We start from the raw sequence: 15,467 nt of genomic DNA, 5'->3' as shown, positions 1-15,467 counted from the left end.
GACCCCTGCTTTTACCCTGCCACGCAGGGCCGGCGATGTCGCCGGTGAAGTCGGCTCCTGTGGACAAGTCCCGGTCCCGGGTCCGGGTGGCGGCGTTGTACGCCGGTGGGTTCCTGGGGCCCTTCGGTGGCGCGATGACGGCGTCCGTGCTGCCCGAGGTGGGCGGGGACTTCGGTGTCCCGGCCGGCACGGCGGCGGCCACGCTGACCGGGTACCTGGTGCCGTTCGCGCTGCTCATGCTGGTCTCCGGCACGTTGGGTGAGCGGTGGGGCGCGCGGCGGACCGTTCGGGTCGCCTACGCCGTCTACGTCCTGGCGTCCGCGTTGTGCGCGGTGTCGTGGTCGTTCCCGGTGCTGATGGGCGGGCGGGCCGTGCAGGGGGCGGCGAACGCGTTCACCACTCCCCTGCTGCTGGCGGCGATCGCGGCGGTGACGCCGAAGGCCCGGTTGGGGCGGGCGCTGGGCGTGTTCGCGTCCATGCAGGCCGCCGGGCAGACGTCGGCGCCGCTGCTGGGCGGGCTGGCGGCCGAGGCGTCGTGGCGGTGGGCGTTCGTGGGCGCGGCGGTGGTGGCGGCCGCGTTGGCGGTGGTCGGGTTGCCCGCCGACCTGCCGCGGGAGGGCGAGCGGCCGAGGTTGCGCAGCGCGTGGCGGGCCCGGACGTTGCGGTTGGCCGCGGTCGGGTTCGTGGCCTGGGGGTGCCTGGGCGGGGTGTCGTTCCTGGTCGCCCTGCGGCTGGGTGACACGTTCGGGTTCAGCGCGGGGCAGCGCGGGCTGGTGCTGACCGGGTTCGGGCTGGTCGGGATCTTCACCGCGCGGCTGACCGGGTGGGCGATCGACCGGTTCGGCGCGCGGCGGTGGGCGGTGTTCGGCGCGGCGGTCGGCGGGGTGCTGCTGGTCGGCGTGGGCGTGCTGCCGTCGGTGGTGGCGGTCGGGGCGCTGTGGGCGGCGGCGGGCGCGTTCAGCCAGGCGGTGATCGTCGGGCTGAACGCGCTGGCGCTGTCCTCGGGCGAGGCGAACCGGGGCGGGGCGGTGTCGGTGGTGCAGTCGCTGCGGTTCCTGGGTGGCGCGGTGGCGCCGGTGGCGTTCGTGCCGCTGTACCACCTCGACCCGGTGAGCGCGTTCCTCGTGCCCGCCGGCCTGGTGCTGGCCGTGCCGCCCGTGCTGCTGCTCGGCCGCCGACCGCGGCGGTGAGCGCCTCAGCTGTGCCGGCCGGCCCGGTCGGCCCGCTCCCGCACGGTCACGTCGACCCGGTTGACGAAGTCGAGCGTGGCGATCATCAGCACGATGGCCGACAACTGCTCCTCGTCGTAGTGCGCCGCGGCTTCCTCCCACACGTCGTTCGGCGTCGGTGAAGAACGGCGCGTGCCGCTGACCAGGCCGACGGCGTCACGCCGGAGCAGGAGGTGCTGCTCGCGGACTCGGTGGGGCTCGCGCTGCTGGTCGTGCTGGAGGCGCTCACCCCGGCCGAACGCTCGCCGGCCGGACCCGTCGCGCGATCCTGTTCACGACGCTCACCGACGGCATCCGGCCCGCGCTGGTCGACGGTCATCCCGCCGCCGTGGCCGGGGTGGGCGGCGAGGTGATCCCGGTGGCGGTGCCCACCACCGCGCGCGGCCGGATCGTGGTGCTGGAGACCTCGCGCGACCCGGAGCGGCCGGCCCGGCTCGACATCACGTTCCTGGACGGCTGACCGGGGTCCGGGTGTCGAGGGTGGCCAGCGCCAGCACACCGGCCGCCAGGTAGAGCGCGGCCTGGGCGTTGAGCAGCGCGGACAGGCCGAGGACGGGGGTGAGGGCGCCGGCGAGCACCATGCCGAGCGCCTGGCCGCCGTCGTAGAGGCTGACGAACGTCGCCATCACCCGGCCGCGCACCTCGTCGGGGGCGTGCAGCTGGAGCACCGACATCATCCCCGCGCCCGCGACCACGCCCGGCACGCCCACCACGACGAACGCGGCCAGGTAGAACACCAGCGCGGTGGTCACGTGCGGACCGTTCCAGCCGAGCGCGGCGACCGCGGCGAAACCGACCAGTGACGCGCCCAGGAGCCTGCCGGGTTCGAGCCGGCGGGCCAGCGCGCCGACCAGCAGGCCGCCGAGGAGACCGCCGACCGCCTGGACGCCGCGCAGCAGCCCCACCTCGGCCGCGCCGCCGCCGAGCCGTTCGGTCACGAACACCACGAACAGCACCACGAACAGTCCCTGGCCGGTGGCCATCAACCCGACCACGGCGACCATCGGCCGCAACGGGCCGCGGATCTCGCGCAGGCCGTCCAGCCAGGCCCGCCACGCGGGTCCGCCCGAGGCGCGCGCCGGGTCGGTGGTGCCGAGCGTCGCGAGCAGGGCCGCCGCGAGCAGGAACGACGCCACGTCCACCAGCACCACGCCGGGCAGCCCGGTGCAGCCCAGGAGCAGGCCGCCCAGGGACGCGCCGACCAGTCGCGCCAGGTTGGCGTTCAGCGCCACCAGCCCGTTGGCCGCCGGCACCTGCTCGCGTGGCACCAGCGTCGGCAGCAACGCGTTCTTGGCGGGTTCGAACAGCGCCGCCAGCGCGGCCTGCACGGCCGTCACCACGTTCACCAGCACGAGGTCGCCGGTGAGCAGCGGCAGCAGGGTGACCGCTTGCGCGAGGCTGACCAGGAGCATCAGCTTCCGCCGGTCCCAGCGGTCGGCCAGCACGCCGGCCGGCGGTGACAGCGCCAGGCCCGGCAGCAGCGCGACCACGAACGTCGTCGCGGTCGCCGCCGCCGACCCGGTGCGCTGGTAGACGTAGACCGGCAGGGCGACGAGCACCACCCAGTCGCCGATCTCGGAGACGAACCCGGCGATCCACAGCCGGCGGAACGCGGGCACGCCCAGCGGGCCGTTCGCCCGACCGCTCACCGGGGGAACGCCCGGATGCCGACGTGGGCGGGCTGTGCGCCTTCGGGCGCGTCCCGGCGCACCGGCGCCAGGTACGGCCGCAGGATGTCGTCGATCATGCCGAGCAGCCCGGAGAGCTCTTCGGCGGTCACGTTGACCGTGTAGCCGTGCATCGCGGACGCTTCGAGCCACTCGCGCGGCAGCTCGTGCTGCCGGTCGAGGAACCGCTGCGCCAGCCGGTTGTCCTCGTTGAGGCCGATCGCGATCAGCGCGTCCTGCTGGGCGCGCACTTCGGGGTCGTCGTCGAACGCGCCGACGTCGTAGCCGACCGAGGTGGCCCGCCACGGCCGTTCGCGCCCGTCGCCCGCCTCGACCCGCTCGACGTGGCCGGACTTCGCCAGTTGGCGCAGGTGCCAGCTGCAGTTGGACGCGGTCGACCCGACCGCTTCGGCGCACTCGCTGGCCGTGCGGGGGCCGACGGCCAGCAGGTGGTTGAGCAACGACACGCGCAGCGGGTGCGCCAGCGCCTTGAGCGCGTCGACATCGGTGACCCGTCGGGGCCCTGGGAGGTCCATGACCCCGACGGTATACCTGAAAGCAATCTTTCGAAAGACCTCTTTCAGATCCTCAGCCGATGTCGCGCCTGCGGAAACCGGCGAACCCGATCGCCACCAGGGCCGCCGCGACCAGCGTCAACCACAGCAACGGGGTCGCCGTCAGCTCCGCGCCCGGCACCTTGGGGATGTGCGTGAACGGCGACAGGTCCATCGCCCACTGGTCGAGCTGGAGCAGCGGTCCGAGCTGGCCCAGCACCAGGAACACCACGATCACCGCCCAGCTCGCCGACGCCAGCTTCGGGACCAGAGCGAACAGCGCCAGCGCCAGGCCCGCGACCACCCACACCGCCGGGACGTGCGCCACCGCGGCGCCGACCAGCCGCACGACCTGGCCCCCGACGTCGCCGACGCGCGCGCCGTGCACCAGCCCCGCGCCCAGCCCGGCGGCGGCCAGCACGACGGCCGTGCCGGCGGTGGCGAACAGCACGTGGCTGCCGACCCACGCGAACCGGCTGACCGGCGTGGCCAGCACCGGCTCGGCGCGGAACGCGGTCTCCTCGGTGCGCAGCCGCAACGTCGACTGCACCACGTAGATCGCGCTGAACAGGGCGATGATGCCGATGATCGACGCCAGGTAGACGTCCACGATCGCGCCCGCCCCGCCCATCTGGGAGATGATCTTCTGCAGGGCGGGGTTGGCCTCCAGCATCTGCTCGACGCCCCGCGCGACCGACCCGTACACGACGCCGAGCGCGAACAGGCTCAGCGTCCAGCCGATCAGCGTGCCCCGCTGCAACCGCCAGGCCAGGCCGAACGCGCTGCCCAGCGAGCCGGGCGCGCGGGCCGGGCCGAGCCGGGTCGGCAGCAGGCCGCCGCCGTGGTCGCGCCTGGTCACCAGCACGGCCGCGACCGCGATCAGCGCCGCGAACGACACCACCGGCAGCACCAGCACCCAGAACCGGTCGCCCGCGAAGGCCCGCGTCCGCTCCAGCCACCCCAGCGGCGACAGCCAGGTCAGCCACGTCGGGCCCTCGTCGCCCGCCGCGTCGCCGACGGCGCGCAGCAGGTAGGCGACGCCGAGCACCGCGCCGGAGATCGAGTTGGCCGTGCGGGCGCTCTCCGACAGCTGCGCGCCGACCGCGCCGACACCGGTGAACACCCAGCCGACGGAGGCGAACGCGAGGCCGAGCGCGAACGACCCGGACGCCGACTCGCCGAGGCCGGTCAGGCCGAGCGCGACGAGCAGCCCGATCACCGTGCTCGCCAGCAGCGCGACCACCACGGCGGCGGCCAACGGCGCGTGCCGGGAGACGACGGCCGAGCCGATCAGCTCCAACCGGCCCGTCTCCTCCTCCGCCCTGGTGTGCCGGGTGATGAGGAACGCGCACATCAGGCCGACCAGCAGCCCGCCGAACACGCCCCACCGCCAGGCCAGCACGCCGCCGGTGCTCGACGCGTCGTACAGCGGGCCGAGCATGGCCAGGAACGCCGGGTTGCCGCCCGCCGTCGCGCCCAGCTGCTGCCGCGACTCGACCGAGCCGTACAGCTCGCCGACGGTCGACGCGGTGGACAGCGTGATGCCGACGAGCCCGACGACCCAGACGGCCAGCAGCAGCCGGTCGCGGCGCAGCGCCAGGCGCACCAGCGAGCCGAGGCCGGTCACGACGACATCGCCCCCTCGGCCCGCCCGGCGGGCAGCTCGTCCTCGTAGTGGCGCAGGAACAGCTCCTCCAGCGTGGGCGGCCGGCTGGTCAGCGTGCGCACGCCGCTGCCGACCAGCGCGCGCAGCGCCGCGTCCAGGTGGTCGGTGTCGACCTCGAACCGCACCCGGTTCCCCTCGACCACCAGGTCGTGCACGCCGGGCAGCCCGGCCAGCCCGGCGGGCGCGCCGACGAGCTCGGCGGAGACGCTGGTGCGGGTGAGGTGGCGCAGGTCGGCCAACGTGCCGGTCTCGACCGTCCGGCCGTTGCGGATGATGCTCACCCGGTCGCACAGCGCCTCGACCTCGGCCAGGATGTGGCTGGACAGCAGCACCGTCCGCTCGCCGCGCAGCTCGTGCACCGCCTCCTGGAACACGGCCTCCATCAGCGGGTCCAGCCCGGAGGTCGGCTCGTCCAGGATCAGCAGCTCCACGTCCGAGGCCAGCGCCGCGACCAGGGCCACCTTCTGCCGGTTGCCCTTGGAGTAGGTGCGGCCCTTCTTGCGCGGGTCCAGCTCGAAGCGCTCCAGCAGGTCGGCGCGGCGCTTCTCGTCCAGCCCGCCGCGCAGCCTGCCGAGCAGGTCGATGACCTCGCCGCCGGTCAGGTTCGGCCACAGGCTCACGTCGCCGGGCACGTAGGCGAGCCTGCGGTGCAGCTCGGCGGTGTCGCGCCACGGGTCGCCGCCCAGCAGCGACGCGGAGCCCGCGTCGGCGCGCAGCAGACCCAGCAGGACCCGGATGGTGGTCGACTTGCCCGACCCGTTGGGGCCGAGGAAGCCGTGCACCTCCCCCTCGCGGACGGTCAGGTCGAGACCGTCCAGTGCACGCGTCGGGCCGAACGTCTTGACCAGGCCCGACACGGATATCGCAGCAGTCATGCGCGGAAAGTTACAGTCATTTCACAAAGTCGTGAAGTTAAGGAAGCGTATAAACTGCCACCCGTTCAGCGGACCTCGAAGGGATGATCCGGCGGTGACACAGGTGGACGAGCGGGACGATCAGGCCGTGCTGCGCTTCATCGAGCGCTTCTCCTCGGTGTTCACCGAGTCGGGCATGGCGAGGATGCCCGCCCGGGTGTTCGTCGCGCTGCTGGCCGCCGACTCCGGCGAGATGACCTCCGCCGAGCTGGCGGACCTGCTGCGCGTCTCCCCCGCCGCCATCTCCGGCGCGGTCCGCTACCTCACCCAGGTCGGCCTGGTGAGCCGCGAGCGGGAGACGGGCACCCGCCGCGACATCTACCGCGTGCTCGACGACCTCTGGTACGAGGCGCTGTTCCGCCGCGACGAGATGCTCCGCCGGATGACCGGGCCGCTGCGGGAGGGCATCAGCGCGCTCGGCGCCGGCACGCCCGCGGGCAGGCGGATCTCCGAGACCCTGATGTTCTTCGAGTTCTTCCACGCCGAGCTGCCGAACATGCTCCGGCACTGGCGGACGTACCGGGACGAGCGACTGGGCGCGCCGGGTTCACCCGACCGGCCCACCGAGCCGTCCTGATCGGTCCCGATCGGGACCGATTCGACGTAGTTACGACTAACGGCGCTACTGGCCGGTCGGTTTTCTCCCGACCATGCATGTGACCAGGTCGCTACACCCCGTTCGCGCGGACGTCCCATCCCCTGCATCGCACGGCCGACCGGCGCACCCGCCCGGCACGGCCGCGCAGCCCTGCCCAAAAGGGAGAACCCTCCATGGGAGACGCCCGTACCACCAGAAGACTGGCCGTGCTCGGCCTGGCCGCCGTGTCGGCCGCCGCGCTGGCCCTGTCGAACGTCGGCGTGGCGGCGGCCGAGGGCGACGTGCTCGGCGCGCAGCGCGCCGACGCCGTCCCCGGCTCCTACATCGTGGCCCTCAACGAGGCGGCCTCACCGAGGTCCGCGTCCGCCTCGACCGCGTCCTCGCTGGTCGACAAGTACGGCGGCCAGGTCCGCGTGGCCTGGCGGCACGCGCTCAACGGCTTCCACGCCTCCATGTCCGCGGCGCAGGCCCGTCGCCTCGCCGCCGACCCGCGCGTGGCGTTCGTGCAGGCCGACCTGCCGATCTCGGTGGACGCGACCCAGCCGAACCCGCCGTCCTGGGGCATCGACCGCATCGACCAGCGCAACCTGCCGCTGGACAGCGCCTACAACTACGCCACGACCGCGAGCAACGTGCGGGCGTACATCATCGACACCGGCATCCGGACGACCCACTCCGACTTCGGCGGCCGGGCGACCTGGGGCACCAACACCGTCGACACGAACAACACCGACTGCAACGGCCACGGCACCCACGTCGCCGGCACCGTCGGCGGCACCGCGCACGGCGTCGCCAAGGGCGTGCAGCTGATCGCGGTCAAGGTGCTCAACTGCGCCGGTTCCGGCACCACGGCGGGCGTGGTGAACGGCGTCGACTGGGTCACCCAGAACGCCGTCAAGCCGGCCGTCGCGAACATGTCCCTCGGCGGCGGCGTCGACACCGCCCTGGACACCGCGGTGCGCAACTCCATCGCCTCGGGCGTCACCTACGCGGTCGCGTCGGGCAACTCCAACGCCAACGCGTGCAACTACTCCCCGGCGCGGGTCGCCGAGGCGCTGAGCGTGAACGCCTCGACCCGCACCGACGGGCGCGCGTCGTTCTCGAACTACGGCACCTGCACCGACGTCTTCGCGCCCGGCGAGGGCATCACGTCGTCGTGGAACACCAACGACACCTCCACCAACACGATCAGCGGCACGTCGATGGCGTCGCCGCACGTGGCGGGCGCCGCCGCGCTGTACCTGGCGGACAACCCGACCGCGACCCCGCCGGCGGTGCACTCGGCGATCGTCGCCGCCGCCACCGCCGACAAGATCACCAGCCCGGGCACCGGCTCGCCGAACAAGCTGCTGTTCACCGGCACCGCCACCCCCGGCGGCCCGTCGGTGACCAACCCGGGCAACCAGTCGACCGTCGTCGGCACGGCGGTCAGCCTCCAGCTGTCCGCCAGTGGCGGCACCGCGCCGTACGCGTTCACCGCCTCGGGCCTGCCCGCCGGCCTGTCGATCAGCTCCTCGGGCCTGATCAGCGGCACGCCGACGGCCACCGGCACGTCCACGGTCACGGTGACCGCGACCGACGCGGCGGCGCGCACCGGCAGCACCACGTTCTCGTGGACGGTCTCGTCCACCGGCGGGTCCTGCGACGCGGTGACCAACAACACCGACGTGACGATCGGCGACAACTCCGACGTCAACAGCCCCATCTCGCTGTCCTGCGCCACGAACGCCTCGTCGACCACGAGCGTGCAGGTCAACATCGTGCACACCTACATCGGTGACCTGGTCGTCGACCTGGTCGCGCCGGACGGCTCGGTCTACAACCTGCACAACCGCAGCGGCGGCGGCACCGACAACATCAACCGCACCTTCACCGTGAACGCCTCCTCCGAGGCCGCCGCGGGCACCTGGAAGCTGCGCGTCCGCGACCAGGCCACCCTGGACACGGGCTACATCAACAGCTGGACGCTCGACGTCTGAGCCTGACGCGACCGGCGGGGCCGCCTCCTCGGAGGCGGCCCCGCCGCCGTCGAGCCGACGAGGCCGGGCGGGCTAGAGCTCCACGCCCAGCAGCGAGTCGGCCGCGGTGCGGAAGAGCGTCGGGCCCGCCTGGTCCGACCCGCCGGTCGACAGGGCCTCGGCCGCCCACGCGTCCATCGCCGCCAACGCCCTGGGCGTGTCGAGGTCGTCGCCGAGGTGGTCGCGCAGGCGGGCCACGGTGGCGTCCGCGCTCGGCCCCGTCGACCGCGCCGCGGCGAGCCGCCACGTCGCGAGCCTCGCCTCCGCCTCGGCGAGCAGGGCGTCGCTCCACGGCCGGTCGGCGCGGTAGTGGCCCGCGAACAACGCCAGCCGCACCGCGTTCGGGTCGACCTTCTGCGCGCGCAGCTTGGACACGAACACCAGGTTGCCGCGCGACTTGGACATCTTCTCGCCGTCCAGCCCGATCATGCCCGCGTGCACGTAGTGCCGGGCGAACGGGTGCTCGCCGGTCACCGCCTCGGCGTGCGCGGCGGAGAACTCGTGGTGCGGGAAGATCAGGTCCGACCCGCCGCCCTGCACGTCGAACGACGTGCCGAGCCGGTTCAGCGCGATGGCGCTGCACTCGATGTGCCAGCCGGGCCGGCCGGGACCCAGTTCCGACGGCCACGACGGCTCGCCCTCCCGGGCCGCGCGCCACAGCAGCGCGTCCAGCGGGTGGCGCTTGCCCGGCCGGTCCGGGTCGCCGCCGCGTTCGGCGAAGAACCTGCCCATCGTCTCCAGGTCGTAGTTCGACTCGTAGCCGAACCGCCCGGTCGCCGTGTGGTCGAAGTACACGTCCGGGTACTCGGGGTCGTCGACCCGGTACGCCGCGCCGCCGGCCAGCAGCTTCCCGACGGCCTCGACCACCTCGGGGATCGCGTCGACCGCGCCCACGTAGTCGCGCGGCGGCAGCACCCGCAGCTCCACCATGTCCTCGCGGAACAGCGCGGTCTCCCGCATGCCCAGGACCACCCAGTCGTCCTGGTCGCGCTCGGCCCGCTCCAGCAGCGGGTCGTCGATGTCGGTCACGTTCTGCACGTAGTGCACGTCGTGGCCGTTGTCCAGCCACACCCGGTGGACCAGGTCGAACGCCAGGTAGGTGGCCGCGTGCCCCAGGTGGGTGGCGTCGTACGGGGTGATGCCGCAGACGTACATCCTGGCGGTGGCGCCGGGGGCGGTCGGGCGCACCTCGCCGGTGGCGGTGTCGAACAGCCGCAGGGGACGCGGCTCCCCCGCTACCCGCGGGACAGGAGTGGATGACCAGGTCTGCATGTGAACGACCCTAACTCGCCGATCGGATCGTGGACTAACGTCCACTCCCCACCACCCGGGCGCACCCTCTGACCTGGGAGAGGTCGCGATGATCCTCGCCATCGCCATCGCCATCGCCATCGGCGCGCCGGGCGTGCCCGCCCTCGGCGTCGAAGAAGCTGTCCGAGGTGGCCGCGGGGAGAACCCGTCCCTCGTGCCGCCGTCCCCGGTCGGGTTGCCCCGCGTCCTCGAACGGGGGTCAGGCGCGAGGGAACAGCAGGTCACGGTCCCCCGGCGGGGTTGAGCGTTTGCCCCGTGCGACGGACGGGGGGACGATGTGGTCTGGCTCACGTCGTCGGGACGAGGGAGGCGGCATGACCGCGCTCAAGCCGGAACCCGTGATCACCCACCCCGGTGCGGCCCGGCGACGGTCGAAGGGCTCGGTGCTGCTGGGGCTGCTCCGCACCACCGACCCCAAGCAGATCGGGCTGCTCTACCTGAGCACGTCGTTCGTGTTCTTCATGGTCGGCGGCGTGATGGCGCTGCTCATCCGGGGCGAGCTGGCCCGGCCGGGGTTGCAGTTCCTGTCCAACGAGCAGTACAACCAGCTGTTCACCATGCACGGCACGATCATGCTGCTGCTGTACGCGACGCCGATCCTGTTCGGCTTCGCCAACTACATCCTGCCGTTGCAGATCGGCGCGCCCGACGTGGCGTTCCCGCGGCTCAACGCGTTCTCCTACTGGCTGTTCCTGTTCGGCGGGCTGACCGTGATGGCCGGGTTCCTCACGCCGGGCGGCGCGGCGGACTTCGGCTGGACCGCCTACACGCCGTTGAGCAGCGCGGTGCACGCGCCGGGCGTCGGCCCCGACCTGTGGATCATGGGGCTGGCGGTGTCCGGTCTCGGCACGATCCTCGGCGGCGTGAACATGGTGACGACGGTGTGCTGCCTGCGCGCGCCCGGCATGACCATGTTCCGGATGCCGATCTTCACCTGGAACATCTTCGTCACCAGCATCCTGATCCTGCTGGCGTTCCCGATCCTCACCGCCGCGCTGATGGGCCTGGCCGCGGACCGGCACCTGGGCGCGCACGTGTTCGACCCCGCCAACGGCGGCGTGATCCTGTGGCAGCACCTGTTCTGGTTCTTCGGCCACCCCGAGGTCTACATCGTCGCGCTGCCGTTCTTCGGCATCGTGTCGGAGATCTTCCCGGTGTTCAGCCGGAAACCGCTGTTCGGCTACAAAGGACTGGTCTTCGCCACGTTCGCCATCGCGGCGCTGTCGGTGGCGGTGTGGGCCCACCACATGTTCGCCACCGGCGCGGTGCTGCTGCCGTTCTTCTCGCTGATGACGTTCCTGATCGCGGTGCCGACGGGCATCAAGTTCTTCAACTGGATCGGCACCATGTGGAAGGGGTCGATCACGATGGAGACGCCGATGCTGTTCAGCATCGGGTTCCTCGTCACGTTCCTGCTCGGCGGGCTGACCGGCATCATCCTGGCGTCGCCGCCGCTGGACTTCCACGTCACCGACACGTACTTCGTGGTGGCCCACTTCCACTACGTGCTGTTCGGCACGATCGTGTTCGCCACCTACGCGGGCCTGTACTTCTGGTTCCCCAAGATGACCGGGCGGATGCTGAACGAGCCGCTGGGCAAGCTGCACTTCTGGACCACGTTCCTCGGCTTCCACGGCACGTTCCTGATCCAGCACTGGCTCGGCAACATCGGCATGCCCCGCCGCTACGCCGACTACCTGCACAGCGACGGCTTCACCCTGATGAACACCATCTCCACGATCGGGGCATTCCTGCTGGGCGCGTCCGTGCTCCCGTTCGTGTGGAACGTGCTGCGCAGCTACCGGTTCGGCGACCCGGCCGGGCGCGACGACCCGTGGGGCTTCGGCAATTCCCTCGAATGGGCGACGACGTGCCCGCCGCCCCGGCACAACTTCACCGAGCTGCCGCGCATCCGGTCCGAGCGGCCCGCGTTCGAGCTGCACTACCCGCACATGGTGGAGCGCATGCGCGACGAGTCGCACTTCTCGATCACCCGGCCGGGCAAGCACCGGGTCGCCCCGGACGAGGCGACGGAGACGGCACTCGCGTCGACCGGCCGGGAGAGCAAGGACAAGGACGAGGACGACTGAGCCCGCTGCTCACGTGTCCCGCTCGTGCTCCGTGCGGGCGGGCCCGAGGTCTTGCGGCGCGGCCCGCCGCACGGCCGTCGCGGGGTCCAGCTCCCAGCCCGCCGCGTACGCGGCGGCGAACCCGTCCCCGCCCAGCGCGGCCCGGCCCCGGCCGGTCAGGTCGCGGACCCGCGGGTCGGTCAGGTCGTGCGCGCCGCGCAGCCGGGCCGCCACCCCCAGCAGCACGGCCGACTCGTGGGGCCGCCCGGACAGCTCGGCGAGCGCGGCGGCCTGCACCGCCACCGGGGACAGCGCCGGGAGTTCCCCGGTGGCCCGCGCGGCCGCGTACGCGTCGCGCAGCGCCCGGTCCGCGCCGGGCAGGTCACCGAGCGCCAGGCGGAGCGCGGCCCGCGTGACGCCGACCAGCGTCCGGGCGTGGAACGCGGTGGCGCCGCGCAGCCCCCGTTCGGCGTGGTCGAGCAGGTCACCCGCCCGGTCCAGGTCGCCGAGCCGCACCCGCAGCGCGGCTTCGTGCGCGTCGACCAGGGCCGGCGGCTCCGAGGAGGACACCCGCTCCCGGGCCGGGCCGAGCAGGGCCAACGCCCGGTCGGTGTCGCCGCGCCGCAGGTGCAGGTCGACCCGGCGCAGGTCGCGGTCGAGCTGGTCGCCGGGGCTGGGCGAGCCGAACCCGTCCGCCAGCGCACCGGCCTCGGCCAGGTCGGCCGCCGCGCCGTCGAGGTCGTCGTAGCGGCGCAGGTGGGCGCGCATCGGCAGCACGGCGGCCTGGCTCCACCGGTCGCCCACCTGCCGGAAGCGGTCCAGGGCGGCTTCCACGTGCGCCCGCGTCCGGTCGAGCGCGCCCGCGTTCTCGGCGATCTCGGCCTGGAACAGGTGGGCCAGCCCGGCCGGCCACGGGTCGTCGGCCCCGGCGAGGCGCCGCAACGTCGTGGCCGCGGCCGCGGGGTCGTGCAGGAACAGCAGGGCCGCGCCGAACACCCGGTGGTGGCCGGGCAGCTCTTCGTGCGCGAGCACCCGGCCGGCCAGCTCGCGGGCCTGCGCCCGGTCGGACGCGGCTTCCCCGGCCGTGATGCCGGACCGCGCGTCCGCCCGGGTGAGCAGGTGCACGGCGCGGGCGCAGTCGCGTTCGGGCGACGGCCCGCCGCCGGGCGTCGCCAGTGCCTCGGCCAGCCAGTGGGTGGCGTCGGCGTGGCGGCCGGACATCTGCCAGTACCAGGTCAGGGCCAGCGCGAGGCGGAGCGCGCCGGCCGCGTCGTGGGTGGCGCACAGGTGGCGCAGGGCGGCGAGCGTGTTGTCGTACTCGGCGCCGACGACCTCCGCGGCCTCGAGCTGGGCGGGCCCGCGCAGCCGCGGGTCCTGCTCCGCGACCAGCTTCGCGAAGTGGGCGGCGGCCAGGTCGCGGGTCGGTCCGAGGTCGCCGGTGGCGGCCAGGCGGCCGACGCCGTACTCGCGGACGGTGTCGAGCATCCGGTGGCGGCCGGAGCCGGGCGCGAGCCGCAGCAGCGACCGGTCGACGAGGGTGGCGAGCAGGTCCAGGATGTCGGCGGCGGGCACGGCGGTGCCGGCGCAGACGGCGGTCGCCGAGGCGGGCGTGACGCCGCCGGGCAGGGTGGCGATCCGTTCCGCGACGGTGCGCTCGTGCTCGCCCAGCAGCTCCCAGCTCCAGGCGATGACGGCGCGCAGGGTGCGGTGCCGGGCCGGCGCGGTGCGGTGGCCGGTGGTGAGCAGCCGGAACCGGTCGGAGAGGCCGTCGGCCAGGTCGGGCAGCGCCAGGGTCCGCAACCGGGCGGCGGCCAGTTCGAGGGCCAGCGGCAGGCCGTCCAGGCCGCGCACCACGCGCAGGACGTCGGGCAGCGTGGTCTCGTCGACCTCGAACCCGGGTCGCACGGCGGCGGCACGTTCGGCGAACAGGCGCACCGAGGCCACCTGCCGGGCCTGGTCGACCCCATCGGCCGGGTCGGGCAGCGCGAGCGGGGCCAGCGGCACGAGTGACTCGCCGTCGACCGCGAGGGGTTCCCGGCTCGTGGCGAGCACGCGCAGCCGGGGGCAGCGGGGCAGCAGCGCCGCGACCAGGTGGGCCACGGCGTCGATCAGGTGCTCGCAGTTGTCGACCAGCAGCAGGCCCTCCCGGTCGCCGAGCACGCCGACGAGGACGTCCAGCTCGTCCTCTCCGGCCCGCTTGCGGGCGTCGAGCACCGGGCCGCCCCGCGACCCGGTCGCGGCGAGCACGGTCGAGGCGAGCTCCACCGGTTCGGTGACGGCCGCGAGGTCGACGAACCGGACGCCGTCGCGGTAGTCGCGGCGGTGGCGGCGGGCGGCCTCCAGCGCGAGCCGGGTCTTCCCGGCGCCACCCGGCCCCAGGACGGTGACCAGGCGGCCGCGGGCCAGCAGGGCGCCGATGAGGGTGAGCTCGTCGTCACGGCCGATGAAGCTGGTCAGCGGCGCGGGGAGGTCCGCCGGGGGGAGCCTGCCGGGGTCGGCTGCCCGGGTCGTGGCCGGCGTGCCGCGCGGCGACGGGTCGGGGCGCAGCAGGCGCAGGTGGCGTTCCCGCAGGGCCGCGCCCGGGTCGGCGCCGAGGACGTCGGCCAGCGTCCGGCGCACCCGGTCGTAGACGGCCAGCGCCTCCGCTTGCCGCCCGGCGGCGGTGAGCGCGTCCATCAGCAGCGCGGCCGCCCGCTCGTGGACCGGGTGCAGGGCCAGCAACCCGGTCAGCCTGGCCGCCGCGGCCTCGGTCCTCCCCAGCGAGAGCTCGGCGTCGGCGAGGTCGGCGACCGCCTCGACCGACACCCGGGCCAACCGGGTCGCGACCGCGGGCGCGACCTCGGCGATGAGCGCGGGTTCCGAGCCCGGCTCCTCGCCCCACAACGCCACGGCCGCGGTGAGGGCGGTGAGCGCGGCCTCCGGGTCACCCGCCCGCAGCCGCTCCCGACCGGCGGCGGTGAGCTGCTCGAAGCGCAGCGCGTCCACGCCGGCCGCGTCCACCGCCAACCGGTAGCCGCCCGCGACCCGCACGATGACGGCTCGGGCCGCGCCGGTCGGCGTGAGGGCGCCGCGCAGCCGCGACACGAGGGTCTGGAGGGCGGGGCCGGGACCGGACGGCGGGTCCCCGGCCCAGACCGCGTCGACCAGCACACCCGGCTCGACCACGCGACCGCCGGCGAGTGCCAGCCGGACGAGCAGGCCGCGCAGCCGCGCGCCCGGGACGGGCAGGACGGCGTCACCGCGCGACACCCGGAACGCGCCGAGCAGCGTGACCCGAAGCCCGGCGCCCCCGTCCATGCCCCGATCCTCGTCCGCCCACCCGCGAGACCTCAAATCAGCGCGGCCGCGTCAGCGCCCTGTCCGCCCTCGGCCGTCCGTGTTCGCGCCGTGTCCGCGCCGTGTGAGCGACCCGCTCCAGTCTTCGCGGCACCAGGACCACGA

General features: G+C 74.0%; 13 protein-coding genes and 1 pseudogene. 7 read left to right on the top strand and 7 right to left on the bottom strand.

Annotated elements, in window-relative coordinates; genetic code table 11:
* Positions 1-44: 44 nt before the first annotated feature.
* Positions 45-1,190, top strand: a complete 1,146-nt coding sequence (locus tag IOD16_RS11440) for an MFS transporter (RefSeq protein WP_442978100.1) — start codon at positions 45-47, stop codon at positions 1,188-1,190.
* Positions 1,191-1,195: 5 nt separating this feature from the next.
* On the opposite strand, the gene IOD16_RS11435 is transcribed toward IOD16_RS11440, so the two are convergent.
* Complete coding sequence (locus IOD16_RS11435; RefSeq protein ID WP_201440013.1) at positions 1,196-1,333, bottom strand: hypothetical protein; 138 nt, start codon at positions 1,331-1,333, stop codon at positions 1,196-1,198.
* A gap of 45 nt (positions 1,334-1,378) precedes the next feature.
* Between IOD16_RS11435 and IOD16_RS41425 the strand changes: the two are divergent.
* Positions 1,379-1,471 (top strand): annotated as a pseudogene (locus IOD16_RS41425) (RNA polymerase subunit sigma-70); the annotation flags it as partial.
* Between the two features lie 86 nt (positions 1,472-1,557).
* Positions 1,558-1,689: a hypothetical protein gene (locus IOD16_RS40930; protein WP_268957702.1), complete on the top strand. Its 132-nt coding sequence runs from the start codon at positions 1,558-1,560 to the stop codon at positions 1,687-1,689.
* Here the strand turns inward: IOD16_RS40930 and IOD16_RS11430 are convergent.
* From IOD16_RS11430 to IOD16_RS11415, 4 genes are read right to left on the bottom strand one after another with little or no spacing between them, the layout of a single operon-like run.
* Positions 1,670-2,878: an MFS transporter gene (locus IOD16_RS11430; protein ID WP_236594909.1), complete on the bottom strand. Its 1,209-nt coding sequence runs from the start codon at positions 2,876-2,878 to the stop codon at positions 1,670-1,672. The two genes, IOD16_RS40930 and IOD16_RS11430, sit on opposite strands and share 20 nt — an antisense overlap.
* On the bottom strand, positions 2,875-3,432 hold the full coding sequence (locus IOD16_RS11425) for an ArsR/SmtB family transcription factor (protein ID WP_201440012.1): 558 nt from the start codon (positions 3,430-3,432) through the stop codon (positions 2,875-2,877). Before IOD16_RS11425 ends, IOD16_RS11430 begins: the two co-directional genes overlap by 4 nt.
* 52 nt (positions 3,433-3,484) lie before the next feature.
* Entirely contained in the window at positions 3,485-5,077 is a 1,593-nt protein-coding gene (locus tag IOD16_RS11420) for an ABC transporter permease (RefSeq protein WP_201440011.1), read from the bottom strand.
* A complete protein-coding gene (locus tag IOD16_RS11415) occupies positions 5,074-5,991 on the bottom strand; it encodes an ABC transporter ATP-binding protein (RefSeq protein ID WP_201440010.1) in 918 nt (305 codons plus the stop codon). The genes IOD16_RS11420 and IOD16_RS11415 overlap by 4 nt, the downstream gene beginning before the upstream one ends.
* Positions 5,992-6,085: 94 nt before the next feature.
* Between IOD16_RS11415 and IOD16_RS11410 the strand changes: the two genes are divergently transcribed.
* Positions 6,086-6,607 carry a GbsR/MarR family transcriptional regulator gene (locus IOD16_RS11410; RefSeq protein WP_236594908.1) on the top strand — a complete coding sequence of 174 codons (522 nt, stop codon included), beginning with the start codon at positions 6,086-6,088 and terminating at the stop codon, positions 6,605-6,607.
* Positions 6,608-6,801: 194 nt separating this feature from the next.
* Positions 6,802-8,607: a S8 family peptidase gene (locus tag IOD16_RS11405; RefSeq protein ID WP_201440008.1), complete on the top strand. Its 1,806-nt coding sequence runs from the start codon at positions 6,802-6,804 to the stop codon at positions 8,605-8,607.
* A gap of 72 nt (positions 8,608-8,679) precedes the next feature.
* Here the strand turns inward: IOD16_RS11405 and mshC are convergent, their stop codons facing one another.
* Entirely contained in the window at positions 8,680-9,918 is a 1,239-nt protein-coding gene (gene mshC, locus IOD16_RS11400) for a cysteine--1-D-myo-inosityl 2-amino-2-deoxy-alpha-D-glucopyranoside ligase (protein WP_201440007.1), read from the bottom strand.
* Positions 9,919-10,006: 88 nt separating this feature from the next.
* Here mshC and IOD16_RS11395 point away from each other — a divergent pair, with 88 nt between their 5' ends.
* Positions 10,007-10,201, top strand: a complete 195-nt coding sequence (locus IOD16_RS11395; protein ID WP_201440006.1) for a hypothetical protein — start codon at positions 10,007-10,009, stop codon at positions 10,199-10,201.
* A gap of 70 nt (positions 10,202-10,271) precedes the next feature.
* Entirely contained in the window at positions 10,272-12,047 is a 1,776-nt protein-coding gene (gene ctaD, locus IOD16_RS11390; RefSeq protein WP_201440005.1) for an aa3-type cytochrome oxidase subunit I, read from the top strand.
* A 9-nt stretch (positions 12,048-12,056) separates the two neighbouring features.
* Here ctaD and IOD16_RS11385 read toward each other — a convergent pair whose 3' ends face one another.
* A complete protein-coding gene (locus IOD16_RS11385) occupies positions 12,057-15,323 on the bottom strand; it encodes a BTAD domain-containing putative transcriptional regulator (protein WP_201440004.1) in 3,267 nt (1,088 codons plus the stop codon).
* Positions 15,324-15,467: the final 144 nt, after the last annotated feature.

Origin of the sequence: Saccharothrix sp. 6-C, from assembly GCF_016695385.1 — a bacterium.
Taxonomy (GTDB): domain Bacteria; phylum Actinomycetota; class Actinomycetes; order Mycobacteriales; family Pseudonocardiaceae; genus Actinosynnema; species Actinosynnema texasense.
This window is presented reverse-complemented; position numbering and strand designations above follow the sequence as displayed.

What these genes read in the sequence shown, in the direction of transcription:
- IOD16_RS11405 (WP_201440008.1), top strand. Translation starts at nt 6,802, where the DNA reads ATGGGAGACGCCCGTACCACCAGAAGACTGGCCGTGCTCGGCCTGGCC.
- IOD16_RS11415 (WP_201440010.1), bottom strand. Translation starts at nt 5,991, where the DNA reads ATGACTGCTGCGATATCCGTGTCGGGCCTGGTCAAGACGTTCGGCCCG.
- IOD16_RS11425 (WP_201440012.1), bottom strand. Translation starts at nt 3,432, where the DNA reads ATGGACCTCCCAGGGCCCCGACGGGTCACCGATGTCGACGCGCTCAAG.
- ctaD (WP_201440005.1), top strand. Translation starts at nt 10,272, where the DNA reads ATGACCGCGCTCAAGCCGGAACCCGTGATCACCCACCCCGGTGCGGCC.
- IOD16_RS11395 (WP_201440006.1), top strand. Translation starts at nt 10,007, where the DNA reads ATGATCCTCGCCATCGCCATCGCCATCGCCATCGGCGCGCCGGGCGTG.
- IOD16_RS11385 (WP_201440004.1), bottom strand. Translation starts at nt 15,323, where the DNA reads ATGGACGGGGGCGCCGGGCTTCGGGTCACGCTGCTCGGCGCGTTCCGG.
- mshC (WP_201440007.1), bottom strand. Translation starts at nt 9,918, where the DNA reads ATGCAGACCTGGTCATCCACTCCTGTCCCGCGGGTAGCGGGGGAGCCG.